This is a genomic window from Pseudomonas sp. 25 R 14, assembly GCF_900004755.1.
In the GTDB taxonomy this organism is placed as follows: domain Bacteria; phylum Pseudomonadota; class Gammaproteobacteria; order Pseudomonadales; family Pseudomonadaceae; genus Aquipseudomonas; species Aquipseudomonas brenneri.
In genome coordinates this window covers 1-25,584 of sequence record NZ_CVTS01000053.1, presented here as the reverse complement: position 1 = coordinate 25,584, position 25,584 = coordinate 1, and the positions used below count along the sequence as shown (strand labels likewise).

The following is a 25,584-nucleotide window of genomic DNA, read 5'->3' as shown; positions in this document are numbered from 1 at the left end:
ATTCGGCTGACGCTCGCAACTTGCACATTTTCCAAAGAAAAACTTCAAATTGCCGCGCACATCTGGTACAAAGTCAGCCGCTTTGAGCGGGTATAGTTTAGTGGCAAAACGAAAGCTTCCCAAGCTTTAGTTGAGGGTTCGATTCCCTCTACCCGCTCCACTCAGATTGTCCTCCCACACCCAGCTTGTCTTGGTAGGGGATGAATAAAAAACCGGCTCATGAGGCCGGTTTTTTTATGCCTGGGATTTGCCAGTAAAACCCCGCAATACCTCCGTTCTGCAGCCGCGCCCCACGCCCATACACTTCTTGCACCCCTGCCGTTTTTATTGGTGGGTAGAGTGTTGATAATTTTTATTTAGTGGTTATAGTCACCACCAACACACCACAAGGAGGTGATGTGGATAGCCGATATTTAATAGGCCATATCGTTGCAGATGGCTGGTACTTGGCGCGCGTCAGGGGCAGCCATCATCATTTCAAGCACCCAACCAAGCCTGGGCTGGTGACTATTCCCCATCCCAAGAAAGACCTGCTGGACAAGACCGCCAAAAGCATTTTGAAACAGGCCCTGCTCGGTTAAACCGTCCCTGGAGGACAACGAACATGCTGTATCCGATTGCAATTTCAACCGGTGACGACAACCACGCCTGGGGTGTAGAAGTCCCTGACATCCCTGGCTGTTTCTCTGCCGGTGATGATCTGGACGACGCCATGGCCATGGCACGGGAAGCCATAGAGGGTCATTTTGAGCTTCTGGCAGAAGACGGAGCACCGATTCCCAGTGCGCAAAAGGTCACCCTGCATGCGGCCAACCCGCAGTACGCCGGCTGCACCTGGGCCGTGGTCGATATCGATGTCACCAAGTACCTGGGCAAGGCGCAGAAACTCAACATCACGCTGCCTGGCTATTTGCTCAACCGTATTGATGAATACGTGCTGCATCACCCGGAAGAAAAAAGCCGCTCGGGGTTTCTCGCTTCGGCAGCGCTGAAGGTGCTGCAACAAGAGCGATAACACCACCGAATTTGACCGCAAGAAACGTAGTTCGGCCATCAGCGATGAGCGTTAAAGTGCAGGCCTGTCGGTCAATGACCCACTCAACAAGGAGCTCGCTCATGCCATGTGAATACAAACTCATGCCCTCTCCCGTCGGCCAGTTGACCCTGGTAGCCCGCAACGGCAAGCTCGCCGCGATCCTGTGGGAAACCGAGCGCGCCAACCGCGTGCGCCTGGGCGAGTTGGTGGAGGTCAACCACAGCCCGGTGCTGCTGGAAGCCGAGCGGCAGTTGAAAGAGTATTTTGCCGGCACCCGCGACCGTTTCGAGCTGGAGCTGGACTTTGATGGCACCGAGTTCCAGAAAAAAGTCTGGGGCGCGCTATTGACCATTCCCTTCGGTGAAACCCGCAGCTATAGCCAGATCGCCCAGCAGATCGGCAACCCGAAAGCCGTACGGGCGGTGGGTGCGGCCAACGGGCGCAATCCCATTTCGATCGTCGCACCCTGCCATCGGGTAATTGGTGCGTCGGGCGGGCTGACCGGGTTTGCCGGTGGGCTTGTAGCCAAGCAGTACTTGCTGACATTGGAGGATGGCGAGGCCACAAGGTCGCTGTTTTGATGGCTATTGCGCAACAGGCTGAAGCTACCGCCCGTTCACCAATGGGCCACGTACAAATGCCTGATAATCGAACAGCGCTTGAAAGCCAAACGAGCGATAAAGTAAGAACCCATCGTTCGATGCCTCAAGAAAACACGTTTGCGCACCCAGGCTCACGGCGTGCGCCAACGCGACCTGGATCAACCGAGTTGCGTAGCCTCTACCGCGAAACTCAATGTGAGTGCCCATATCATTGAGCCGCGCCAGCCCGTCACACATGGACAAGGTTATGGCACTCACCGGCCGCCCCTCCACTGACAGCGCAAAATGATAAAAGCCTTCGCCGCGATCAATTGCAACCTGATGCCTGGCCTGATAACGCGCAACGCCCTCGGCTGTCAGGCCAAACGCACTGCCCAGGGGAGCCGCCCAATCGTCGAGGCTCTGGGTCAAACTGATGGTATCGCTGACAGGTGTTCGGACGGCAGCGGTGAAGCTCTTCAGGTCAAGGACCATTGCGCTGGTCTTTTGCACGAAGATAAAGCCCATCGCCTGTAGGCTTTGCGCCAACTCCTCGACCTTTTCCTGATGAATCACTATCCGTACGGGCAAAACCACGCTGCGGATCAATTGCTCACAGGCGGCCATCCCACCACCCAACGGCTCACTGCCGACCCGGACAAACAACAGGTTCCATTCATTGACGACTTCGTCAGCAAAATAGGCGCTCACACAGGCGTTGAAGCTGCGGTGCAACGGGCAGGTCGCGGAAAAAAAATGGGCTTCGGTCCGGTGGTAAAGCGAATTGACGGTCGTAGGCATCGGCAAGTCCAGGCAAAAAAACCAGTCTTGCTTCAACGTCTGAGGGTCACTGTCGGCTGTTTCCGAAAGCGACAGTAGAAAGCTGCCACGGGTGATGGGAATTACGACGCAAAAAAACGGCGGCTGGAGTAGTCCAACCACCGTTTCAATACCACAGCCCTCGCAATCAACCGTCGCCGTTACGGCTCTTGCCATAGGACGAAGCCAGCGCCCGGGCTTTTTCCAGACGGGTTTCCAGTTTGGGCAGGGTTTCGTCGACCAGTGCCTTTATTTCGGGAATCTGCGACGCCGCGCCTTCCTGCTTGAACAGCGCGATGGCATCTTCGTTGGCCTTGACCTGCTGGGCCGTGTAGGCGGCGTCAAAGGAGTCGCCATCAGTCAGTTCAGGCATCAGGGTTTCGGCCTTGTCGGCGATCTGCTCGCGAGGTGCCACTGGCAAGTCGAGTTTTTTCGCAATGGCCGCCAAATGTTGATTGGCCAGGGTGCGTTCGTTGATGACCTCGATGGTGTAGTCCTTGATTTCCTGGGACGAGGTCTTGGCGTGGGCCATGCGGCTGGTTTCGATATCGGCCATGCCTTTGGCCGAGGCTTGCTCGATAAACTCGGCAGGCCCTTGGGCCAAGGCATTGCTGGCGCCGAGGCCCAGCAGCATCGCGAAAGTGGCGGTGCGTAACCGGCTAGCCATGCGGCTCATGATGGGTTCCTCCAGGTAATAAATACATGCAGGGGAAAGAACCCCGCCCTGAATCTGAATTTTCAGGGCGGCAAAGGTTTAGAAAAAACTTGTTGGCGCGACGAACGGTCGTCACAGACTCATGACGTTTTACTGCCCATCAAGCCCGGCAACGCATGCGCCAGGGCATTGATGGCGAAGCCGATAAACATCACGCCGCACAGTTTGGTGATCAACACTTCATGACGCTGATACACCGTACGCACTTGCCGGGCACCAACGATGCCGATCAGGATGGCATAGGCCACCAGACCACCGATAAAGCTCAAGACAATCAACCACGGCAGCATGGCCCAGGTCAGCAATTCGGCACGGCTGGACAGCAACGCCGTGAAAGTGGCCACAGCCACCGGATACGCCTTGGGATTGGTCAGGCCAAACAGGATGCCATGCCAGAACGGCTGGCGCGCCGCGCCCTGGGGCGCTTCACTGCTGCGGTTGCGGGTGCGGATTGCACGGATGCCCAGCCAAAACAGGTAGAGAGCACTGAGCACACCCAGCACATCAAATGCGCTGCTGCCGATCTCCCGCGCGCCGACAATCGCGACCAGGGCGGTGCTGCACCACACCACATCGCCCAACAGGTGCCCGCACAGAAAACCTGCGCCGGCCCGGCGGCCACGGGCCGCACCAATGCCAAATACCGCCAGCACACCGGGGCCCGGCGTGATGCCATAAATAAAGCCCGAGGCAATGACGGCAAACAGCAATGATGAAGTCATGGGTTACACGCTCTGACAGAAAATAGGAGGGCCGCGTCGATTGTGCACAATCCACTCGGCACTGCAATGCTAGGCCGCGCGTTTGGCCAGCACGTCCTGCACTTGAGCGATCAGCCAGTGCAAGGCGCCATCCCCACCACGGCGTTTATGCCAGGCCAGTACAAAACCGAAAGACGGGATATGAAACGGCGGTGGCACCACCAGCAGGTGCCGGGGATCGATGTTCAGCAACCCCTGCGAAGAAACAGTAAGAATCAGATCGGTGCCCTGGATCAGCTGCGGGGCAATCCCCCAATGCGGCAGGCTGATTGCCACATGGCGCCGCTCACGGATCGCGGTCAGCGCCCGTTCGATTTCCGGGGTACCACTGCCGCGCATTTCCAGTAGCACATGGGGCCGCGCCAGGTAAGTGGGCAAGTCGAGCGCACCACCGGCAGGCAAGCTGTCGCGGTCGACCAGGCAAGCGTAGTGCTCTTCAAACAACGGCGTGCTGCGCAATTCGCCCGGCAGGTCGGGAAACACGCCGGCCGCCAGGTCGATCTCGCCACTGAGCACCCCTTCTTGCATGCCTTCGCGACTGGCATGGGTGATGGCCAGATCAATCCCCGGTGCCTGCTCACGCAGTGCCCGCACCAACCCAGGCAACAGCAGCGCCGCGCCGTAATCGGACATGGCCAGGCGAAAGGTCCGCCTGGCCGATGCCGGGTCGAAACGGTTCGGCGCCAACAATGACTGCACCTGGGCCAGCGCATCGGCCAGTGGTGCCGCCAACTCCAGCGCGCGGGCGGTAGCGACCAGCCCCCCGCCCTGGCGCACCAGCAACGGGTCGCCGAGCAGATCTCGCAACCGCGCCAGCGCATGGCTCACCGCCGGTTGGCTCAGGTGCAGGCGCTCGGCGGCGCGGGTGACGTGTTGCTCGCTGAGCAGTGCGTCAAGGATCACCAGCAGGTTGAGGTCGATGCGCCGTAAATCATTCATAGCGTGCATATTCAGCATAAGAACTTGGAATTTAAATCTGCGCGACGAATACCGTAGAGTCCAGTAAAACCTTTGGGAGAACGAATATGACGACGTGGCATTGGCTGGGCTTGTTGCTGTTAGCGGTGTTTGCCGGCGCGGTGGTGCCGTTTCAAAGCGCGATTAACGCCAACCTCGGGCGTGGCCTGGGGCATCCCCTGTGGGCGACCCTGGCTTCGCTAACGGTGAGCATCCTGGTGTTATTGCCTGTCATTCTGGCGTTGCGACTGCCGCTGCCAAGCATGGCCTTTATCACCCAGGCCCCAATGTGGATGTGGGCGGGTGGCGCATTTGGGGTGTGCTTTATTGCCTTGGCCCTGATCTTGTTGCCGAAGTTGGGGGCTTCGGGATTTATCGCCCTGGCCATGACTGGACAGATTCTCGCCTCGTTGCTGCTCGACCACTTTGGCCTGTTCGGCCTGGTGGAACGGCACCTCACCGCCCCCCGTTTACTCGGAGTACTGATGTTGATCGGCGGTGTGGCGTTGATTCAGTTCAGTGCCGCGCCAGCCAAGGCATTGGCTGCTGCGGGCTGATCCGTTGCTATCACATACGTTCGGCGGCCAGACGGTGGATGTCGGCGGGTTCGATCACCGCTTGCGGGGCGCCTTGCCGGACCACCGCCAGCATCGCCCGACCCACGCTCTCGGTACTCACGATCCAGGCCGGCCGTACACGGCGAACCAATGACAGCAATGGGCCGAGCAAGGTGTAGAACGCCTGGTAGAGCCGGGTTTTCGAACGCACGCCATGCAGCGGCTGGATGATCCCCGGACGGAACAGGTAAACCGCCTTGAACGGCAGGCGCAGCAAGGCATTCTCGGTCTTGCCCTTGACCCGTGCCCACATCACCTTGCCCTGCTCGGAACTGTCGGTGCCCGTGCCGGACACATAGACAAACGTCATCTGCGGGTTGAGCCGCGCCAGGGTACTGGCAGCGACCAGGGTCAGGTCATAGGTCTGACGGGTGTAAGTCGCCTCATCCATCCCCACCGACGACACCCCCAGACAAAACAAGCAGGCATCAAACCCTTGCAGCAAATGCTCCAGGGGTTGGAAGTCGAACATATCCGCGTGCAACACCTGATGCAGCTTGCCGTGCTCCTGGGTCAACGCCGTGCGCCCCACCGCCACCACTTCCTGCACATCAGCGGCCAGCAGACACTCACGCAACACGCCCTGGCCGACCATGCCGGTGGCGCCGAATAGCAGAACTCTCATAAGGGGGGGCCTCAGTGGCAAGCTTTTAGCTGCAAGCTTCAAGTTAAGAGCAGTACGAGGTGCCCAGATTAACAGCTTGTCATCAGACGCGACGAGCGAATCGCAGAGGCGAAAATGTCGAACACAGGGATAGTGTAACTCATCCCAAACCTTGCACTAAAAATCTGTAGCCGATTACCCACGACAAAAACTCAACTTAGAACCATGGGCATAGGAAACAGCTGACTTTTCATAGAGATTTCATTCCGATAGCTTACGACTCCGAAAGTCAGGACCACTTTTACAAGGACAGTAAACCATGACTACAAACGTCAACATCAATAACTATTCAAACTACAAAAAGCTCATAGCACTCGCTGACCCAGACTGGCAAAGTGCAAAAGCCGGACGAATCAGTGAATTAAATGTAACGGTAAACAGCAACAACTTCCTAACCGATCAGTATAACCGAAACATCCATCACTTCTGCACCACGTCTTATTTAGGCCTCGACTACCACCCCAGCATCCTTAATGGAGCTATTGATGGATTAAAAGATGCGGGAACACTGCGTATAGCCAATTCAAAAAACCGCTGCAAACTGGTATTACTAGAGCAATTTGAAACCGCGCTATCCGAGTTATTCGGTGCAAACTGCCTGAGTACACTTTCGTGTAGTGCCGCCAGCTCTGGAATATTACCTTTGCTCGCCAGCGGTGCTTTTACAAATGACACGCCTCCCGTCATGATCTTCGACAAGTTATCCCACTATTCAATGAATCATCTGAAAGCTGCGTGCGCTGACGAAACAGAGGTAATCACAGCCCCCCACAACGACATTTCCTTTATAGAAGATCTATGCAAAAAACATAAAAAAGTTGCTTATGTCGCTGATGGCGTTTACAGCATGGGAGGCATTGCCGACATAGAAAGCTTATTATATTTGAAGGCACGCTACGGACTTTTTCTCTACTTGGATGATTCTCACGCGCTGTCCGCAGTAGGGAAGAATGGAGCAGGATTTGTACGCCCGCACTTATCGGCATTAGACGACCAAATTCTGCTGGTGGCTTCCCTCGGAAAGTCATTCGCGGCAGGTGGTGGTTTGGTAATGTTTGGGAGCGAACGCCAAAAGAGTTTAGTGCATCGCTACGGCGGCCCTAGCAACTGGTCCCAAAGCCTGAATTCAGCTGCCATCGGCGCGGGCTTGGCATCAATCAAAATCCACCTTTCAGATGAATTAACTGTCCTTCAGGAAAAGCTTCAGAAAAATATTCGATTATTCGATAGTTTAGTAGAAACAGAGCAAAAGAGATCATTCTCCGCGATACGCTTAGTAGCTTGTGGCGAAGCAACACTGGCCACTCAAATTTCACGAAGACTTGCTGACATTGGTTTTTTTACATCTGCGGTGTTCTTCCCAGTTGTACCGCAAAACAAAGCAGCCATACGTATTACACTTCGTGCGGACATGCCACCTGCCTTGATCCATTCTTTTTGTGAACATCTCAAAGACTTGCTAAAGGAGCACGGAAAGCTTTAATGGTCTGCGTTGACACAACACAACTCTCGCCAACGCGACGCCACCGCCCAAAAAAGAAAATCCTTACCCTTTGAAAAACACCACAACCCTTGCCATAGCCTGCTGCACCGCCTTCCTGTCCCAAGTCGGCATCAGCATTTACCTGCCCGCAGTGCCGGCCATTTCCCAGGCACTGCAGGCCGCCGAGTCCCAGGCCTCGCTGGCCTTGGCGGTGTATCTGGTGGGCATGGCGTTGCCCATGCTGCTATGGGGCAGCCTGGGTGAACGCCTGGGCAGGAAACCGGTGCTGCTGGCGGCATTGGCCCTGTATGCCCTGGCCAGCGCGGCCATCCCCATGGCTCACAACATCGAGACGTTTCTCTCGCTACGGTTCGTCCAGGGCCTGGGGGCTGGTGGCGTTTCGGTGATGGCACGGGTGTTGGTGCGCGATAGTTTCAGCGGTGCATTGTTGGCCAAAGGCCTGTCGTGGCTGGGCATGACCTTCGTGATCGCCCTGGGTATCGGCCAGTTCATTGGCTCGGTATTGCAGGTAGCGTTGGGTTGGGAGGCGATCTTCTACGGCTTGGCATTGGCGGCAATCGGGCTGATTTGCGTACTGCAAGCGGTGGCGTTCCCGGCACGGGTGAAAGCCGATGGGCAAGTTTCTGCATGGCGTATCTACAGCATGATTTTGCAACACCCGGCGTTTCTACGGGCAGCGTTGGCGGGCGGGTTGGGGTATGGCGTGATCATCGCGTTCAATACCTGCGCTCCGCTGATTCTGCAGGGCCGCTTCGAGTGGACTGCCACGCAGTATGGGCTGCTGGGTTGGCCGATCAGCGCGGCCTATCTGGCGGGGGCATTGACGGTCAATCGTTGGGTTGCCCGCAGCGGGCGCCTGTCGATGATGACATGGGGAGTGACATTGGTAGTGGGCGGCAGTTCGGTGATGTTGCTCGCTGGCTGGTTCGCCAGTGATTGGGCCTTGCTGCTGTGGTTGCCTTATTGCGTGGCGGTGTTCGGGCAGTCGATGAGTTACCCCATCAGCCTGTCCCTGGCCAACGACCACTCTCCGGTAGGCGGCTCCTACGCCATGGCCCTAAGTGGCTTTTTGCACCAGTTGATGGCGGCGCTGATTGGTGGCATGGCCAGCTTGCTGGTCAGTCAGCAGGTCTGGCCGTTGGCGGCGTTATGTGTAGCGCTGGCGAGCGGCGCACTGTGGTGCGTCGTCCGGGCCAGGACAGACTAAAACGCGCTGCGGAAAATTTCCTCGATCTGCCGCTGATCCGCCCGCCGTGGGTTGGTCAGGCCGCACGCATCCTTGAGGGCATTGCTTGCCAGCAGCGGGATGTCTTGCAGCTTGGCACCCAACTCACGCAGGCCGGCCGGGATGTCGACATCCTGGGACAGGCAGCGAATCGCCGCGATGGCCGCTTGTGCGCCTTCTTCGGGGCTGACGTGTTTATCGGTCACGCCCAGGGCGCGGCCGACGTCGCTCAGGCGCGCGGCGCTGACGCTGGCGTTGAAGCTTTGCACGTGGGGCAGCAGCACCGCGTTGCACACGCCGTGGGGCAAGTCGTAGAGGCCGCCCAACTGGTGGGCCATGGCGTGGACAAAACCCAGGGAGGCGTTGTTGAAGGCCATGCCCGCAAGAAATTGCGCATAGGCCATGTTTTCCCGGGCCGCCATATCGCTGCCGTCGCGCACGGCCAGGCGCAGGTTGGCGCTGATCAGTTCGATCGCCTTGATCGCGCATGCATCGGTGATCGGGTTGGCGGCGGTGGAAACATAGGCTTCGATAGCGTGGGTCAGTGCGTCCATGCCGGTGGCGGCGGTCAGACCCTTGGGCATGGCGACCATCAGCGCCGGGTCGTTGACCGACAGCAACGGTGTGACGTTGCGGTCGACGATGGCCATTTTCACGTGACGGGTTTCGTCGGTGATGATGCAAAAACGCGTCATTTCGCTGGCGGTACCGGCGGTGGTGTTGATCGCCACCAGCGGCAACTGCGGCTTGCTCGATTGGTCGACCCCTTCGTAGTCGCCGATATGCCCGCCATTGGTGGCACACAGGGCGATACCCTTGGCGCAGTCATGGGGCGAACCACCGCCCAGCGACACCACAAAATCGCAGCCACTGGCCTGAAGCAACGCCAGGCCGTTCTCGACATTCTCCACGTTGGGGTTGGGTTTGGCGCCATCGTAGAGCACCGAGTCGATGTCCTGCATCGCCAGTTTCTCGGCAATCATGCTGGCCACGCCCGCCTTGGCCAGGCCGGCGTCGGTGACAATCAGCGCCTTGCGAAAACCGTAGTTGCGGATCGCGCTCATGGCTTCGTCGAGGCAGTCGATGCCCATGATGTTGACGGCGGGAATGAAGAACGTGCTGCTCATGGTGAACCCTCGGGGATACGTTGATGCCTACAGCATCGACCGCAGCGGGCTGCGGCATCTTGACCAAGATCAACGCCCGCCCGTGATAAAGTCACCACCCAGCCGTTTTTGAGTAGACCCGCCGCAATGAAGGATTTCCAGGATATCGACGCCGCCCTTGAAGACTGGAGCGCACTGCGCAGCAGCACCGCCTTCGCCGCGATCCTGATCGGCAACGGTGCCAGTCGCGCGGTGTGGGAAGACTTTGCCTACGACTCACTGTTTGAAAACGCACGCACCGTGGAAGAAAAGCCCTTGAGCGCTTCCGAACTGAGCGTGTTTGATGCGATGCAGACCCGCAGTTTCGAACAAGTGCTGGGTGCCCTGAAAACCACCAGCCGCGTCAACAAGGCCCTGGCCGTCAGCTCCGCTGCGCCGCGCAATCGCTACTACGCGATCAAGGAAGCGCTGATTAACACCATCCACGCCGTGCACATCCCCTGGCGCCTGGTGCAGCCTTCGACGCTAGTGACGATCAATCAGGAACTGGCGAGCTACAAGACGGTGTTCACCAGCAATTACGACCTGCTCAACTACTGGTCGATCCTGCACACGCCAGGCATTGACGACCTGTTTCGCGGTGCCGAATCACGCTTTGACCTGCGCGATACCGCCACCGCCGCGACGCGCATTCTGTACCTGCACGGCGGCCTGCACCTGGTGCGTAACCTGGATGGCTCGGCGCGTAAATTGCCGTCCACCGACAGTACGTTGCTCAGCAGTTTTGCGATCAACAACACCATCAAGACCCTCGACGATGTGCCGCTATTCATCAACGAAGGGCCCACCGGCGAAAAGCTCAAGACCATCCGCAGTTCGGATTATCTGTCGTTCTGCTATGAACAGTTGCTGGGCCAGGAAGGTGCGCTGTGTATCTTCGGCCATCACCTGGGCGAGCAGGATCAACACTTGGTGGAGGCGATTCGCCGCTCGAAGATCAAGACCCTGGCGATTTCGGTATTTGGCCGCAGCGAAGGATTTATCCAGCAGCAGAAGCGGCGGTATGCGGGGCTGTTTGAAGGGATGGAGGTGGAGCTGCGGTTCTTTGCGGCACGCAGCCATGCCCTGGGCAAAGCGGCACTGTCGGTGCCGGTCGAGCACTGATCCCAGCCTCACTGGAGACCCGGGCTTGCTCCCACACAAGCCCGCTCCCACATTAGATCTCTGTCATTCTTCAGCGCTGTGTACCACCACCAGTAACTGCGCCTGCACTTCTCCCACCGAACGAATGCGGTGCGGTTTTTGCGCATTGAAGTGCAATGCGTCGCCGCGCTCCAGCAGTACCCGTTCGTTCATGAAGTCCACTTCCACCCGGCCTTCATGCACAAACAGAAACTCCTCCCCCAAGTGCTCCTTGAAGGTCTTGTCGCTGAACTCCGCTGGCGGATAGATGATGAACGGCAGCAGGCTGCGCTCGCTGACCTGATGGGCCAGCACCGCATAACCCGGCGACGTGTCGGGCCGCTCATGGCTGCGCACCAGGCTGTAGCTGTCGAGGCTGACGTTGTCTTCGCTGAACAGTTCTTCGACCTTGACGTTCAACGCCTTGGCCAGTTTCAGCGCGGCGGCAATCGACGGCGTGTTCAGCCCGCGCTCGACTTTCGACAGATAACTCTTGGTCATCCCGGATTTCTCGGCCAGTGCCTCCAAGGTAACACCGAGTTTTTTTCTCAATAATTTCAAACGGATAGACATGCGCAGCGATTAATCCAGCCAGAGGATGATGATTTTTACTTGCCAATGACACATTGTGTCATATAGCCTCTTTAGTGTCATTTGCAGAACCCAACGACCTTGCGAGCTGCGGGAACCAGCAAATCGACGTCCATTGAACCACCCAAAGGACACCGATATGGCCAAGACATTAGCACTCCCCAAAGACCAACTGGTCAAGCAAGCGCTGACCCAGATGCAAAGCAGCCTGGCAGATAATACGTGGACCGACCGGCAAAAGCTGGCCCTGACCTGCCGGATTCTGTTCGAGAACGGCCACGACTCCGGCCTGGCCGGGCAGATCACTGCCCGTGGCCCGACGCCTGGCACCTACTACACCCAGCAACTGGGCCTGGGTTTCGATGAAATCACCGCCAGCAACCTGCTGCTGGTCAACGAAGACCTGGAAGTGTTGGAAGGTCACGGCATGCCCAACCCGGCCAACCGCTTTCACAGCTGGGTCTATCGTGGCCGGCCGGATGTGAACTGCATCATCCACACTCACCCGACGCACATCGCCGCCCTGTCGATGCTGGAAGTGCCGTTGGAGGTGTCGCACATGGACCTGTGCCCGCTGTATGAAGACTGTGCATTCCTCGAAGCCTGGCCGGGTGTGCCAGTGGGTAACGAAGAAGGCGAAATCATCACCCAGGCCCTGGGCGACAAGCGCGCAATCCTGCTGTCCCACCACGGTCAGCTGTCCACTGGCGGCACCATCGAAGAAGCCTGCGTGATCGCGCAATTGATCGAACGGGCGGCCAAACTGCAACTGCTGGCCATGAGTGCCGGTACCGTCAAGCCGATTCTGCCGGCCCTGGGACGCGAGGCCCATGACTGGATCTCCAAGCCCAAGCGCCACGGCGCCGCGTTCAACTACTACGCTCGGCAGAACCTGCGCCAACACGCCGATTGCCTGAACTGAAGCCTTTTTCGACCGGAGATATTCCATGTCCAGCCCTACTATTCACGGCATCATCGGCTACACCATCACCCCGTTCAGCGCCGACGGCAGCCGCCTAGACCTCGACGCCCTGGGCCAGTCCATCGACCGCTTGATCGACAGCGGCGTCCACGCCATCTCGCCGTTGGGCAGCACCGGTGAAGGCGCGTACCTGAGCGATGCAGAGTGGGATGAAGTCAGCGCCTACAGCATCCGAAAAGTCGCCAAACGCGTCCCGACCATCGTCAGCGTGTCCGACCTGACCACCGCCAAGGCCGTGCGCCGCGCGCGCTTTGCCGAAGCCGAGGGCGCCGATGTGGTGATGGTGCTGCCGACCTCCTACTGGAAGCTCAGCGAGGCGCAGATCCTTGCGCACTACGCGGCCATCGGCGACAGCGTCGGCGTGCCGATCATGCTCTACAACAACCCGGCCACCAGCGGCACGGACATGTCGGTGGAGTTGATCCTGCGCATCGTCAACAGTGTCGATAACGTGACGATGGTCAAGGAGAGCACCGGCGATATCCAGCGCATGCACCAGCTGTACCGCCAAAGCGAAGGCCAGGTGCCGTTCTACAATGGCTGCAACCCGCTGGCCCTGGAAGCTTTCGCCGCCGGAGCCAAGGGCTGGTGCACCGCTGCGGCGAACCTGATCCCGCAACTCAACCTGGACCTGTACCAGGCCGTATTGGCCAACGACCTGAACCAGGCACGCGCACTGTTCTATCGACAGTTGCCGTTGCTCGACTTCATCCTCAAGGGTGGCTTGCCGGCGACGATCAAGGCTGGCTTGCGCATGACCGGGCTGGAAGTCGGTGATCCACGATTGCCGGTGTTCCCGCTGGACATGGCGGGCCAGGCGCAGTTGCAGAAGCTGCTGACCTCGTTGAGCTAAAACACAACCCTGTGGGAGCGGGCTTGCCCGCGATAGCGGTGGGTCAGACACACCGCAATCGCGGGCAAGCCCGCTCCCACATTGGATCGCATGGTCCTTTAAATTTACGGAGACAAATAGCAATAATTCTCGATATCATTCGCGACTTTTCTGCAGCGTGCTGCGTCAAGAAGGATATCCATGTCTCGTTTCAAGCCCGACCCGTTGTCGGCCGACGCCTTTCGCGGGTTTTATGCAGATATCCTGCATTACCTGCGCAAACGCACGGACAACGCCAGCGACGCGGCGGACATGACTCAGGATGTCTTTACCCAATGGCTGGACTACCGCGACCGGGCCAAGGTCGAGCAGCCACGGGCCTTTCTGTTTCAGATGGCACGCAATCTGTTGCGTGATCACTGGCGCAAACAGAAGGTGCGGCACATCGTCCACAACGAGCAGGCCGAATGGGATGCCGAGCCTGTCACCGACGAGCAAAACGACCCCATGGCTGCCGCTCAACGCACCCAACGCCTGGAACAGTTGAAAGAAGTCCTCGCCGAACTCTCGCCCCGCAGGCGAGAAGCCCTTATGCTGCACCGCTTCGAAGGCTTGAGCCAGGCGCAGATCGCCGAGCGCATGGGTATTTCGATCAGCATGGTGGAAAAGCACATCGCCTTTGCCCTGCTGCACTGCAAGCAGCGACTTCAAAAAGATCCGGGCAAGGAGCAGCCAGAATGACCCGCTTGAGCAACCGCGACGGCCACGCAATTGATGAGCACGACAACATCGATGCACAGGCTGCCAGTTGGTTTGCGCGCAATCGCAACGAAGGCGGCAGCCTCGATCGCAAGGCCTTCGTCGCCTGGCAGGCCGTGCCGGCCCATGCGCGTGCCTACGCCGAATTCGAACAACTGTGGGCCGACCTTGGCGAGCTGCAGCAACTGAACAAACCCGTGCCCTTGCCCACACGCAAACCAGCGCCTTGGCGCCCGGCGCTGGCCGTGGCTGCCGCGCTGGTCTGCGCCTTGCTCGCGAGCAACCTCGGCGCCCCGCGCGGGCTCTATCACACCGAGGTCGCGGCGCAGGACAAAGGCATGCGCACCCTGGACCTGCCGGATGGCAGCACCTTGTACGTCAACGCCAGCACACGATTGCGGGTGGACTTCGATGCCCAGCGCCGCGTGATCCACCTGGACCAGGGCCAGTTGTACCTGGAGGTGGCGCCCGACAAGGAACGACCACTGTTCGTACGTGCCGGCGAAGCCGACGTGCGGGTGGTAGGCACCGCTTTTGATGTGCGCCGCAGCCAGCAGCAACTGGTGGTCAGCGTGGCCCACGGAATGGTCGCCTTCGCCCCCGACCCGAAAGCCAGCGCCGTGATGCTCGGCGCCCAGCAACGGGCGACCTACAGCTATGCCAAGGGCTCCGTGCAGCAACAAAACCTGGCCGCTGGCGAAGTCGCCGACTGGCGCAGTGGCCACTTATCCTTTCGCAACCGCGAACTGGCCAGCCTGCTCGATGAGTTGAGCCTGTACCGGCCCAAGGCCGTGGTCTTGGCCGATGGCCCGGTGGCGCACCTGAAAGTTTCCGGCAATCTCGACGTGAATGACCCGGATGCGCTGCTCAATGCCCTGCCGGCTCTGTTGCCGGTGAAAACCGTGGCCCTGGGTGACGGCAATATCCGTATCGAGGCCCGCAAGTAACACCATATGAGAATATTTTGCATTCGCATGTGAGGATTTTTTTTCCTGCCGCGTCTTCCTCCGGTCTGCGTTTGATACGCATGCCTTTTTTGGCTATTTAGCCGCCTTGGGGGATTTCATGTTTCGCGCGCCTTGCCTTGCCCAGCACCTGTTTCTTCGACCGACCCTGATCGCCGCCTGCCTGACCGTCAGCCTGACCGCCCAGGCCGAGTCGCTCAAACTGCAACTGCCGGCCCAACCGTTGGCCACGTCCCTGAGCCAGGTGGCGCAACAGGCAAAAATCCAGCTGCTGTTCGATGAGGACCTGCTGAAGAATATCCAGGCGCCAGCGATCAACGGCGATTTCACCCCCGAAGTGGCGATCCGCACCCTGCTCAAGACCGGCGAATTCACCCTGATCAAAGTGGGCAGCACCTATGTCGTGCGCCCCGAAGAAAGCCGCACCACCAACAGCGCCAGCGTCCAGTTGGACGCCTTGAGCGTGATCGGCACCGGCAACCAAGTCGATGCCAGCACCGTCGGCCGCTCGACCCTGTCCCAGGCCGATATCGACCGCCTGCAGCCCAACAACATCGCCAGCCTGGTACAGACGCTGCCGGGCGTGACCATGGGCGGCTCGATGAAACCGGGTGGGCAGATCATCAACATTCGCGGGATGGGTGAAGCTGAAGACGTGCCGATGACTGTCGATGGCGCGACCAAAAGCGGTTTCGAGCGTTATCAACAGGGCACCGTGTTTATCGAGCCCGAGATGATCAAGAGCGTCGAGGTGGAAAAAGGCCCGCACTCGGCTTTCACCGGTAACGGTGGGTTCGGTGGTACGGTCAACATGGTCACCAAGGATGCACCGGACCTGCTCAAGGACGGGCGCAACAGCGGTGCGATGCTCAAGTACGGCTACTCCAGCAATGACCACGAGCAGGTCTACAGCGGTGCCGTGTATGGCCGCACCGACGACGGCCGCATCGACGCCCTGGCCTACCTGACCAAGCGCGACGGCGGCGACATGAAGCTGGCCGACAAGCGCGACTACGACAGCAAGGACTACCCGATCAACCCGCAGCGCCTGCCCAACAGCGCCCAGGATGTGGACGGTCAGCTGTTCAAACTGAACATGTACCTCACCGATGAGCACAGCCTCGGTTTCTCTTACTCCCGGGCCAACAGCGAACGTTGGACGCCCTTCTCGGCCAGAAGCTATCCATCGCCACCGCGCAAGAGCGATATCGACCGCTATGGCTACGATGCGGCCGTCAGACGGTTCCTGACCAATCGCCACACCGTCGATACCACGTGGTCGGGCAAGTACCAATACCAACCCCTGGACAACCCGCTGATCGACATGAAGCTCAGCTACTCGGAGTCCAACACCGACCAGACCGACGAACGCGACGCCACTGCCGTCATCGGTTTGTCCACCGGCGGGCGCAAGATGGACACCGCCTACACCGACAAGATTCTTGAGCTGCGCAACATCAGCCGCTTCAACACCGGACCGCTGGACCATGCCCTGACCACAGGCGTGCAGATCCGCAAGCACATCCGCGACACCGAAAGCTGGATGCCCGGCGCAAAGTACGACACGCCTGAGTACAACTACGGGCATTTCCAGCCGGCGTTCATGCCCCACGGCAAGGTCGACACCAACGCGTTCTACATCCAGGACGCGGTAACCCTGGGCGACGTGACCATCACCCCGTCCCTGCGTTATGACCATGTGGTCAACCGTGGCAAAGCCAACGACGCGCCGTACTACAGCAACCCCGACCCGGCCTACGGCCACGATTACGGCGACCGCACCTATGCCGGCTGGTCGCCGCGCCTGGCGGCGTTCTGGAAGGTCACCCCGGACGTGGCGCTGTTTGCCAACTGGAGCCGCACCTGGCGCGCGCCGGTGATCGACGAACAGTACGAAGTCCAGGGCCTGGGCAGCCGCACCTCCACCAGCCGCAACCTCGATCCGGAGCGCATCACCGCCATTACCGTGGGTAATGTCACCAGCTTCGCCAACGTGATTGCCAGCGGCGACAGCCTGCAACTGCGCACGACGCTGTTCCACAACACGATCGAAGACGAGATTTTCAAGGCCACTGGCCTCGGCTGCCAGCAACAGAACTACATGGAAGGCTCCATCGCCAAGGTCTGCACCGACATGGCGTCGAAGACCAACTACCGCAACATCGGCAGCATGACCATCAAGGGCTTCGAACTCGAAGGCTACTACGACTCGACCTACCTGTTCGGCTCCCTGAGCTACTCGTGGGCCACCGGCAAACGCGAAAACCCTTACACCAACCCATGGGCGACCGACATCCACGTCTGGGCCCGTGACATTCCACCGGCCAAATGGGTCGCGATGCTGGGCACCAAGATTCCTGCCTGGGACGCACAAGTGGGCTGGCAAGGCCAGTTCGTGCGCAAGACCGACCGCCTGCCCAGCGACAAATATTCAAGTGGCCTGAACAGCGGTTTTGGCGACAGTTTTTATGACCAGTACGCCAACGACAGCTACGACACCCAGGGCCTGTTTGCCAAATGGACCCCGCAACAGGCGTACCTCAAGGGCACCGAAGTCAACTTCACCGTCGACAACCTGTTCAACCGCAGCTACATGCCGGCCTTGAGTGGCGACAGCGCCACCAGCGTCGGACGCAATGCCAAGATCAGCGTGACCCGCTTCTTCTAACCCACCCACACCTTCAGAAACTGTACGGTTCAATCTGCACCCAGCTGTAAGCCCGCGTCCTGCGGGCTTTGTGGCTAGATGGGCAATCTCTTCCAGCCCATTCGATCCGGTTCTCCCATGAATTCGCGCGAAAACACCGGCATGGCCCTCGGCCTGCTCGGCGTGATTATCTTCAGCCTGACCCTGCCCTTCACCCGCATCGTGGTGCAGGAAATCCATCCGTTGCTCAATGGCCTGGGCCGCGCGTTGTTCGCGGCGGTGCCGGCAGCCTTGCTGTTGCTGTGGCGTCGCGAAGCCTGGCCGACCTGGCGCCAGGTACGCGGCCTGAGCCTGGTGATTGCCGGAGTGATCCTCGGTTTCCCGGTGCTGTCGGCCTGGGCCATGCAAACCCTGCCCGCCTCCCACGGCGCCCTGGTCAACGGCCTGCAACCCCTGTGCGTGGCGCTGTATGCGGCGTGGTTGTCCCATGAACGACCGTCAAAAGCCTTCTGGGCCTGCGCGGCGTTGGGCAGTGCGTTGGTGCTTGGTTATGCGCTGATCAGCGGCGCCGGTAGCATCCAGGCCGGGGACTTGCTGATGCTCGGAGCGATTGCCGTGGGTGGCCTGGGCTATGCCGAAGGCGGCCGGCTGGCCAAGGAAATGGGGGGCTGGCAAGTGATCTGCTGGGCACTGGTGCTGTCGACGCCACTGTTGATCGGGCCGGTGGCGTACCTGGCGCTGCAACACGAAGGCGCGATTTCGGCCCGCACCTGGTGGGCGTTTGGCTACGTCTCGCTGTTCTCGCAGTTCCTGGGGTTCTTTGCCTGGTACGCCGGGTTGGCCATGGGTGGGATCGCCCGGGTCAGCCAGATCCAACTGCTGCAGATCTTTTTCACCATCGCCTTTTCCGCGTTGTTTTTTGGCGAGCACATCGAGCCGATTACCTGGCTGTTTGCCTGCGGGGTGATTGTGACGGTGATGCTGGGGCGCAAGACGGCCGTGCAGCCTGCGCCCGCTCCCAAGCCGCATACAATCTAATTGTGGGAGCGGGCTTGCTCGTTCCCACATTTTTGGTTCTGCGTGCGGCTCAGGGCAGGTAATTATCGGCGCGCAGCAGGGTTTCCAGGCAATGCTCACTGATCTGGTAGAACGCCTTCAACTCGCGGATCTTCTCCAGCAACTGCGCGTTATCCGAAGGCTCTGCACGCTTGACCGCCAAAATCATCTTGTTCTTGTTGGTGTGGTCCAGCGAGATGAACTCGAACACTTTGGTTTCATACCCACAAGCCTCCAGGAACAACGCGCGCAAGCTGTCGGTGACCATTTCCGCCTGCTGGCCCAGGTGCAGGCCGTATTGCAGCATCGGCTTGAGCAGCGCCGGGCTCTGGATCTGCAAGCGGATCTGTTTGTGGCAGCACGGCGAGCACATGATGATCGACGCGCCGGAACGGATGCCAGTGTGGATCGCATAGTCGGTGGCGATGTCGCAGGCATGCAGGGCGATCATCACGTCCAGCTCGCTGGGCGCCACGCTGCGCACGTCACCGCACTTGAACACCAGCCCCGGATGCTCCAGGCGGGCGGCGGCGTTGTTGCACAGGGTCACCATGTCTTCGCGCAACTCGACACCCGTCACCTGGCCTTCGGCCTTGAGGGTGTTGCGCAGGTAGTCGTGGATGGCGAATGTCAGGTAGCCCTTGCCCGAACCAAAATCCGCGACCCGCACTGGCCGGTCCAGTTGCAAGGGGGACGAGGTCAGCGCATGGCTGAACACTTCGATGAACTTGTTGATCTGCTTCCACTTGCGCGACATCGCCGGGATCAGCTCGTGCCTGGCGTTGGTCACGCCCAGGTCGGCGAGGAACGGCCGATTCAGGTCGAGGAAGCGATGCTTCTCGCGGTTGTGCTCGGCCGACGGCGCTTCCCGCAGTTGCTGGGGTTTGCTCTTGAACAGCGAGCTTTTGTTCTTCTTGCTGTATTCGAGCTGCGCCTCGTCGGTCAACGACAGCAGGTGCGCGTTCTTGAACGAGGCAGGCAGCAGCGCGGCAATCGCCGCCACCCCGTCGTCCACAGAGAAGTTCTTGGTGATGTCACGGGTCTTGTAGCGATAGACGAAGGACAGGCATGGCTGCTCCTTGACCGTCACCGGCTTGATGATCAGCCGTTGCAACTCGGCTTCTTCACCCACGTACTTGGCCAGCACCAGCTTGATAAAGGCGTTTTGCCCAAGGCTTGCGCCCAACAGTTCGATGAACTGGGCGTGATGATCCGGCGCAGGGCTGGCGGGTTTAGCGGTGACAGACATGAACAAAAACGCCTCGGGCAGGGAATGCCGGACATTTTAGGGGGGATGGGGCGCCAGGGCACGGAGTTATTTGCCCAACGGTAGGATTAGACGGCCACCGCAGATCCCAATGTGGGAAGGGGCTTGCTCCCTCCCACATTGGGATCTGTGTGAGCTGGACTATTTGAGGACGATCAGGCGATTGGGCAGTTCATTACGCGTGTGCGTCACCGGCACATGCACTTTCAACAACTCGCCACAGGCCTCGATGCAGGCGATAAACCCAGCCAACGTCTGCCCCTGTTTCACCTGCTGGGTAAACGTCTTGACGATGGCATCCCAACTGCTGTCATCCAGGCGCTGGGAAATCCCGTCATCCACCAGGATCTCCACGTAACGCTCGGCTTCGCTGACAAAAATCAGCACCCCGGTGCTGCCCAGCGTGTGGTGCAGGTTCTGTTCCAGGAACTGCCGGCGCGCCAGGTTCGACGCACGCCAATGCCGCACCGAACGCGGGATCAAATGGGTGGTGATCTTTGGCAGGCGGAACACCAGGCACAGCACGACAAACGTCGCCCACTGCGCCAGCAGCAAGGTGTGCATGGTCAGCCAACCCGACAGGTAATGCACGATCCCCGGCACCACCAATGCCACCACACTGGCCCACAACAGCGGGATGTAGGCGTAGTCATCGGCGCGGGCGGCAAGTACGGTCACCAGTTCAGCGTCGGTCTGTTGCTCGACCCTGGCGATCGCTTCGGCGACCTGGCGCTGCTCGTGTTCAGTCAGTAAAGCCATGGTTGTAGATGCTCTTTAGTTATTGTCATTACCAGCCACCTGAAGCCCCGCCGCCGCCAAAACCACCGCCGCCGCCCCTGAAACCGCCGCCGCCCCCGCCTCCACCGCCGCCACGCCCACTGCTGCTGAGAATGGCCAGCAGAATGGCGCCTACCGGCAGCCCCATGCGGTTGCACAGCCACAACACCACCAGCAGCAAAATAAACAGACCGATGGAGAACGCCGGGTTGTCCTTGGCAAAGTTGGGGTCGGCCACATGGGCCGGCACCGCCAGCGGTTCACCGCCAACCACTTGCACCATCGCCGCCACGCCGTCGCTGATGCCCTTGGTGAAGTTGCCGGCCTTGAACGCCGGCGCAATCACCTGGTTGATGATCACCCACGACTGCGCATCGGTGAGCACGCCTTCCAGGCCATAACCCACTTCGATGCGCAACTGGCGCTCGTCCCGGGCGACGATCAGCAGCGCGCCGTTGTCCTTGCCCTTTTGCCCGATGCCCCAGTGCCGGCCCAGTTGAAAACCGAAGTCTTCAATGGGCAGGCCTTGCAGGTCGGGCACGGTGACCACCACGACCTGGGCGCCGGTGGTCTGCTCCAGCGTCTGCAATTGCTGGCTCAGTTGCGCACGCACCGGCGGGTCGATCATTTGTGCGTTATCGACCACCCGCCCGGTCAGCGCCGGAAAGTCCGGTGCTGCCTGGGCCGTCAGGCAAAAAGACAGCAGCCACGCCGCCAGCCACCAAACGCGCTGGCCCATCAGAACTTCACTTGCGGCGCTTTATCGGCATCGGCACTGGTGGCCTCGAAGTTGGCGCGCATTGGCAAGTCGCTGTACATCACGCTGTGCCACAGGCGGCCTGGGAAGGTACGGATCTCGGTGTTGAAGGCCTGCACGGCGGCGATAAAGTCGCGACGGGCCACGCTGATACGGTTTTCGGTACCTTCCAGCTGCGATTGCAGGGCCAGGAAGTTCTGGTTGGCCTTCAGGTCCGGATAGCGCTCGGACACCACCATCAGGCGGCTGAGGGCACCACTCAAGCCTTCCTGAGCCTGCTGGAACTGCTTGAGTTTTTCCGGGTTGTCGAGGGTGCTGGCATCGACCTGGATCGAGGTTGCCTTGGCGCGCGCTTCGATCACGGCGGTGAGGGTGTCCTGCTCATGGGCCGCGTAGCCTTTGACCACTTCCACCAGGTTGGGGATCAGGTCGGCACGCCGCTGATACTGGTTCTGCACCTGGGCCCAGGCCGCCTTGACCTGTTCGTCCAGGGTCGGGATCTTGTTGATGCCGCAACCGCTCAGCACGCTGCTGATCAGTAGCAGGGCCGCGGCTTTCCAGCCCCATCGAATAGTTTGTGCTGCTTGCATGGTGTTTCTCCTGGCCAACCTTAATGGAATGTGACGACTCACCCTATACATCACGCGCTTGGGGCATAATCGGCCACCGTAACTGGATTGCATCGAATCAATCAGCTAAAAAGATGCCCAACGCGAATCAGAGTTCAGAAGTGTGCGTTATTTATCTGAACAACACCCGAACAACAATAGACGTTCCCCACATTTTGGCCGAACCGCGTTTACCTTGAACACGGTGCAGTGAGCCGAAAAAGGATATTCATGAAAAAGCTGTGTTTGCTGGGCCTTGTTGCCACTCTGGCCAGTCACCCTGTCGTTGCCGAGACCAAGCCCGCTGCGCTTAAGGACAAGGACGCCTTCGTCAGCGACCTGCTCAAGCAGATGACCCTGGATGAAAAGATCGGCCAGTTGCGCCTGATCAGCATCGGCCCGGAAATGCCGCGCGAGATGATCCGCAAGGAAATCGCCGCCGGCCGCATTGGCGGTACCTTCAACTCCATCACCCGCCCGGAAAACCGTCCGATGCAGGACGCGGCCATGCGCAGCCGCCTGAAGATCCCGATGTTCTTCGCCTATGACGTGATCCACGGCCACCGCACCATTTTCCCGATCAGCCTCGCCCTGGCCTCTAGCTGGGACATGGACGCCATCAGCCGCTCCGGGCGCATTGCCGCCAAGGAAGCGGCGGCAGACAGCCTCGACATCACCTTCGCACCGATGGTCGATATTTCCCGCGATGCCCGTTGGGGCCGTACCTCCGAAGGTTTCGGTGAAGACACCTACCTGGTGTCACGGATCAGCGAAGTGATGGTCAAGGCCTTCCAGGGCCCAAGCCCGGCCCAGGCCGACAGCATCATGGCCAGCGTCAAACACTTCGCCCTGTACGGCGCGGTGGAAGGCGGCCGCGACTACAACGTGGTCGACATGAGCCCGGTCAAGATGTACCAGGACTACCTGCCACCGTACCACGCGGCAATCAAGGCCGGCGCCGGCGGCGTGATGGTGGCGTTGAACTCGATCAATGGCATACCGGCCACCGCCAACACCTGGCTGATGAACGACCTGCTGCGCAAGGAGTGGGGCTTCAAGGGCCTGACCGTGAGCGACCACGGCGCGATCTTCGAGCTGATCAAGCACGGCGTGGCCAAGGACGGGCGTGAAGCGGCCAAGCTGGCGATCAAGGCCGGCATCGACATGAGCATGAACGACCAGCTCTACGACAAGGAACTGCCGGGGCTGCTGAAGTCCGGCGAGATCGAGCAAAAAGATATCGACAACGCCGTACGTGAAGTGCTCGGCGCCAAGTACGACATGGGCCTGTTCGCCGACCCGTACCTGCGTATCGGCAAGGTCGAGGATGATCCGGTCGACACCTATGCCGACAGCCGCCTGCACCGCAGCGAAGCCCGCGACATCGCGCGGCGCAGCCAGGTGTTGTTGAAGAACCAGAACGATACCCTGCCGCTGAAGAAATCCGCGACCATCGCCCTGGTCGGCCCGTTGGCCAAGGCCCCCATCGACATGATGGGCAGTTGGGCCGCCGCCGGCAAACCCGCGCAATCGGTGACCCTGCTCGATGGCATGAACGCGGTGATCGGCGAAAAAGGCAAAGTGATCTATGCCCGTGGCGCCAACATCACCAGCGACAAAGCCGTGCTCGATTACCTCAACTTCCTCAACTTCGATGCCCCGGAAGTGGTGGATGACCCACGTCCAGCCCAGGTGCTGATCGACGAAGCGGTCAAGGCCGCGAAAAATGCCGATGTGGTGGTGGCTGCCGTAGGCGAGTCCCGTGGCATGTCCCACGAGTCCTCCAGCCGTACCGACCTGAACATCCCGCAAAGCCAGCGTGACCTGATCAAGGCCCTAAAGGCCACGGGCAAGCCGCTGGTGCTGGTGCTGATGAACGGTCGACCATTGTCGATTCTCGAAGAGAACCAGCAGGCCGATGCGATCCTCGAAACCTGGTTCTCCGGTACCGAAGGCGGCAACGCGATTGCCGACGTGCTGTTCGGTGACTACAACCCGTCGGGCAAGCTGCCGATCACCTTCCCACGCTCGGTGGGGCAGATTCCGACCTACTACAACCACCTGACCATTGGCCGGCCGTTCACGCCGGGCAAACCGGGCAACTACACCTCGCAGTACTTCGACGACACCACAGGCCCCCTGTACCCGTTCGGTTATGGCCTGAGCTACACCACGTTCAGCCTGTCGGACATGGCGCTGTCGTCCACCACCCTGAACAAGACCGGCAAGCTCGACGCCAGTGTCACCCTGAAAAACACCGGCAAGGTGGATGGCGAAACCGTGGTGCAGTTGTATATCCAGGACGTGGCCGGCTCGATGATCCGCCCGATCAAGGAGTTGAAGAACTTCCAGAAGATCCTGCTCAAGGCCGGCGAATCAAAGGTGGTGCACTTCAGCATTAGCGAGGATGACTTGAAGTTCTACAACACCCAGCTCAAGTTCGCCGCCGAACCGGGTGAGTTCAATGTGCAGATCGGGTTGGATTCCCAGGATGTGCAGCAGCAGAGCTTTGAACTGCTCTGATTCGAAGCTGTATGTAGGAGTTGGCTTGCCTGCGATGCAGACACCTCGGTCTATCAGTTACACCGAGGTGCTGCAAGCGCGGGCAAGCCAGCTCCCACATTGGATTGGTGGTGTGCTCCCTAACCTCTTCGATCCAGCAGGTTAACTACCAACCGATCAATCCAGCCCCACACCCGCTGCTTCACCCGACGCCACAATGGCCGAGCCTTCCATGCCTGCAGGCTGACCGCCTGGCTCTGGGCAAAATCGCGCTCGAAACTGCCCGCCACCGCCAGCGTCAACTCAGGGTCCAAAGCTTCCAGGTTGGCCTCCAGGTTGAAGCGCAGGTTCCAGTGATCGAAATTGCACGAGCCGACGCTGACCCAATCGTCCACCAGCACCATCTTCAGGTGCAGGAAGCACGGCTGGTATTCGAAGATCTGCACCCCGGACTTGAGCAGGCGCGGGTAGTAACGATGCCCGGCATAGCGCACCGAAGGATGGTCGGTGCGCGGCCCGGTCAGTAGCAGGCGCACATCCACACCGCGCCCGGCCGCCCGGCGCAGGGCTCGGCGCACGCCCCAGGTCGGCAGGAAATACGGCGTGGCCAGCCAGATACGTTGCTGGCTGTTGTTCAAGGCGCGGATCAGTGACTGCAAGATATCGCGGTGCTG

26 protein-coding genes and 1 tRNA gene are annotated in these 25,584 nt (G+C 59.7%); 15 read left to right on the top strand and 12 right to left on the bottom strand.

What is annotated here, in order from left to right:
• The first annotated feature begins 86 nt into the window (after positions 1-86).
• From BFQ03_RS20310 to BFQ03_RS20295, 4 genes are all read left to right on the top strand, one after another.
• A tRNA-Gly gene (locus tag BFQ03_RS20310) sits at positions 87-160 on the top strand.
• 238 nt (positions 161-398) lie between these two features.
• Positions 399-581 carry a type II toxin-antitoxin system HicA family toxin gene (locus BFQ03_RS20305; protein ID WP_032857937.1) on the top strand — a complete coding sequence of 61 codons (183 nt, stop codon included), beginning with the start codon at positions 399-401 and terminating at the stop codon, positions 579-581.
• Positions 582-604: 23 nt separating this feature from the next.
• Positions 605-1,015: a type II toxin-antitoxin system HicB family antitoxin gene (locus BFQ03_RS20300; RefSeq protein WP_032857941.1), complete on the top strand. Its 411-nt coding sequence runs from the start codon at positions 605-607 to the stop codon at positions 1,013-1,015.
• A 101-nt stretch (positions 1,016-1,116) separates the two neighbouring features.
• Complete coding sequence (locus BFQ03_RS20295; RefSeq protein WP_032857942.1) at positions 1,117-1,617, top strand: methylated-DNA--[protein]-cysteine S-methyltransferase; 501 nt, start codon at positions 1,117-1,119, stop codon at positions 1,615-1,617.
• A 24-nt stretch (positions 1,618-1,641) separates the two neighbouring features.
• Here BFQ03_RS20295 and BFQ03_RS20290 read toward each other — a convergent pair whose 3' ends face one another.
• From BFQ03_RS20290 to BFQ03_RS20275, 4 genes are all read right to left on the bottom strand, one after another.
• On the bottom strand, positions 1,642-2,613 hold the full coding sequence (locus BFQ03_RS20290; RefSeq protein WP_239695261.1) for a GNAT family N-acetyltransferase: 972 nt from the start codon (positions 2,611-2,613) through the stop codon (positions 1,642-1,644).
• Complete coding sequence (locus tag BFQ03_RS20285) at positions 2,585-3,112, bottom strand: DUF4142 domain-containing protein (protein WP_032857945.1); 528 nt, start codon at positions 3,110-3,112, stop codon at positions 2,585-2,587. Before BFQ03_RS20285 ends, BFQ03_RS20290 begins: the two co-directional genes overlap by 29 nt.
• A gap of 119 nt (positions 3,113-3,231) precedes the next feature.
• Complete coding sequence (locus BFQ03_RS20280) at positions 3,232-3,873, bottom strand: LysE family translocator (RefSeq protein WP_032857947.1); 642 nt, start codon at positions 3,871-3,873, stop codon at positions 3,232-3,234.
• 69 nt (positions 3,874-3,942) lie between these two features.
• Complete coding sequence (locus BFQ03_RS20275) at positions 3,943-4,869, bottom strand: LysR family transcriptional regulator (protein ID WP_032857950.1); 927 nt, start codon at positions 4,867-4,869, stop codon at positions 3,943-3,945.
• A gap of 68 nt (positions 4,870-4,937) precedes the next feature.
• On the opposite strand from BFQ03_RS20275, the gene BFQ03_RS20270 reads away from it, so the two are divergent.
• Positions 4,938-5,426, top strand: a complete 489-nt coding sequence (locus BFQ03_RS20270; RefSeq protein ID WP_032857953.1) for a DMT family transporter — start codon at positions 4,938-4,940, stop codon at positions 5,424-5,426.
• A 10-nt stretch (positions 5,427-5,436) separates the two neighbouring features.
• Here BFQ03_RS20270 and BFQ03_RS20265 read toward each other — a convergent pair whose 3' ends face one another.
• Positions 5,437-6,111 (bottom strand): NAD-dependent epimerase/dehydratase family protein, encoded by a 675-nt coding sequence (locus BFQ03_RS20265; protein WP_032857955.1) that lies wholly within the window; start codon positions 6,109-6,111, stop codon positions 5,437-5,439.
• Positions 6,112-6,409: 298 nt separating this feature from the next.
• On the opposite strand from BFQ03_RS20265, the gene BFQ03_RS20260 reads away from it, so the two are divergent.
• Both BFQ03_RS20260 and BFQ03_RS20255 read left to right on the top strand, forming a co-directional pair.
• Positions 6,410-7,633, top strand: coding sequence for an 8-amino-7-oxononanoate synthase family protein (locus BFQ03_RS20260; protein ID WP_065943867.1), 1,224 nt, complete (start codon positions 6,410-6,412; stop codon positions 7,631-7,633).
• Between the two features lie 70 nt (positions 7,634-7,703).
• A complete protein-coding gene (locus BFQ03_RS20255) occupies positions 7,704-8,861 on the top strand; it encodes an MFS transporter (protein ID WP_032857957.1) in 1,158 nt (385 codons plus the stop codon).
• Here BFQ03_RS20255 and yiaY read toward each other — a convergent pair.
• Positions 8,858-10,006: an L-threonine dehydrogenase gene (yiaY, locus tag BFQ03_RS20250; protein ID WP_065943866.1), complete on the bottom strand. Its 1,149-nt coding sequence runs from the start codon at positions 10,004-10,006 to the stop codon at positions 8,858-8,860. The genes BFQ03_RS20255 and yiaY overlap by 4 nt on opposite strands.
• A gap of 126 nt (positions 10,007-10,132) precedes the next feature.
• Here yiaY and BFQ03_RS20245 point away from each other — a divergent pair, with 126 nt between their 5' ends.
• Positions 10,133-11,149 (top strand): DUF4917 family protein, encoded by a 1,017-nt coding sequence (locus BFQ03_RS20245; RefSeq protein WP_032857962.1) that lies wholly within the window; start codon positions 10,133-10,135, stop codon positions 11,147-11,149.
• 63 nt (positions 11,150-11,212) lie between these two features.
• On the opposite strand, the gene BFQ03_RS20240 is transcribed toward BFQ03_RS20245, so the two are convergent.
• A complete protein-coding gene (locus tag BFQ03_RS20240) occupies positions 11,213-11,740 on the bottom strand; it encodes a helix-turn-helix domain-containing protein (protein WP_032857965.1) in 528 nt (175 codons plus the stop codon).
• Between the two features lie 157 nt (positions 11,741-11,897).
• Here BFQ03_RS20240 and BFQ03_RS20235 point away from each other — a divergent pair, with 157 nt between their 5' ends.
• The 6 genes from BFQ03_RS20235 (at position 11,898) to BFQ03_RS20210 (ending at position 18,981) form a co-directional block, all read left to right on the top strand.
• Complete coding sequence (locus tag BFQ03_RS20235) at positions 11,898-12,680, top strand: aldolase (protein ID WP_032857967.1); 783 nt, start codon at positions 11,898-11,900, stop codon at positions 12,678-12,680.
• A gap of 25 nt (positions 12,681-12,705) precedes the next feature.
• Entirely contained in the window at positions 12,706-13,593 is an 888-nt protein-coding gene (locus tag BFQ03_RS20230; RefSeq protein ID WP_032857970.1) for a dihydrodipicolinate synthase family protein, read from the top strand.
• 180 nt (positions 13,594-13,773) lie between these two features.
• Positions 13,774-14,313: an RNA polymerase sigma factor gene (locus BFQ03_RS20225; protein WP_032857972.1), complete on the top strand. Its 540-nt coding sequence runs from the start codon at positions 13,774-13,776 to the stop codon at positions 14,311-14,313.
• On the top strand, positions 14,310-15,278 hold the full coding sequence (locus tag BFQ03_RS20220; RefSeq protein WP_032857974.1) for a FecR family protein: 969 nt from the start codon (positions 14,310-14,312) through the stop codon (positions 15,276-15,278). The genes BFQ03_RS20225 and BFQ03_RS20220 overlap by 4 nt, the downstream gene beginning before the upstream one ends.
• 118 nt (positions 15,279-15,396) lie before the next feature.
• Positions 15,397-17,964 carry a TonB-dependent receptor gene (locus BFQ03_RS20215; RefSeq protein ID WP_065943865.1) on the top strand — a complete coding sequence of 856 codons (2,568 nt, stop codon included), beginning with the start codon at positions 15,397-15,399 and terminating at the stop codon, positions 17,962-17,964.
• 117 nt (positions 17,965-18,081) lie between these two features.
• A complete protein-coding gene (locus BFQ03_RS20210) occupies positions 18,082-18,981 on the top strand; it encodes a DMT family transporter (protein WP_032857979.1) in 900 nt (299 codons plus the stop codon).
• A 49-nt stretch (positions 18,982-19,030) separates the two neighbouring features.
• Here BFQ03_RS20210 and BFQ03_RS20205 read toward each other — a convergent pair whose 3' ends face one another.
• The 4 genes from BFQ03_RS20205 to BFQ03_RS20190 form a co-directional block, all read right to left on the bottom strand.
• The gene (locus BFQ03_RS20205) at positions 19,031-20,248 is read right to left on the bottom strand and encodes a class I SAM-dependent methyltransferase (protein ID WP_032857981.1); all 1,218 of its coding nucleotides are present in this window, start codon (positions 20,246-20,248) and stop codon (positions 19,031-19,033) included.
• A gap of 159 nt (positions 20,249-20,407) precedes the next feature.
• Positions 20,408-21,025, bottom strand: a complete 618-nt coding sequence (locus tag BFQ03_RS20200) for a TPM domain-containing protein (protein ID WP_032857984.1) — start codon at positions 21,023-21,025, stop codon at positions 20,408-20,410.
• A gap of 28 nt (positions 21,026-21,053) precedes the next feature.
• Positions 21,054-21,782 (bottom strand): TPM domain-containing protein, encoded by a 729-nt coding sequence (locus BFQ03_RS20195; protein ID WP_032857986.1) that lies wholly within the window; start codon positions 21,780-21,782, stop codon positions 21,054-21,056.
• Positions 21,782-22,390 carry a LemA family protein gene (locus tag BFQ03_RS20190; RefSeq protein ID WP_032857987.1) on the bottom strand — a complete coding sequence of 203 codons (609 nt, stop codon included), beginning with the start codon at positions 22,388-22,390 and terminating at the stop codon, positions 21,782-21,784. Before BFQ03_RS20190 ends, BFQ03_RS20195 begins: the two co-directional genes overlap by 1 nt.
• A gap of 249 nt (positions 22,391-22,639) precedes the next feature.
• Between BFQ03_RS20190 and bglX the strand changes: the two genes are divergently transcribed.
• The gene (bglX, locus tag BFQ03_RS20185; protein WP_065943864.1) at positions 22,640-24,931 is read left to right on the top strand and encodes a beta-glucosidase BglX; all 2,292 of its coding nucleotides are present in this window, start codon (positions 22,640-22,642) and stop codon (positions 24,929-24,931) included.
• A gap of 119 nt (positions 24,932-25,050) precedes the next feature.
• Here bglX and BFQ03_RS20180 read toward each other — a convergent pair.
• A partial coding sequence (locus BFQ03_RS20180) for a phospholipase D-like domain-containing protein (protein WP_239695260.1) occupies positions 25,051-25,584 on the bottom strand: 534 nt, incomplete at its 5' end.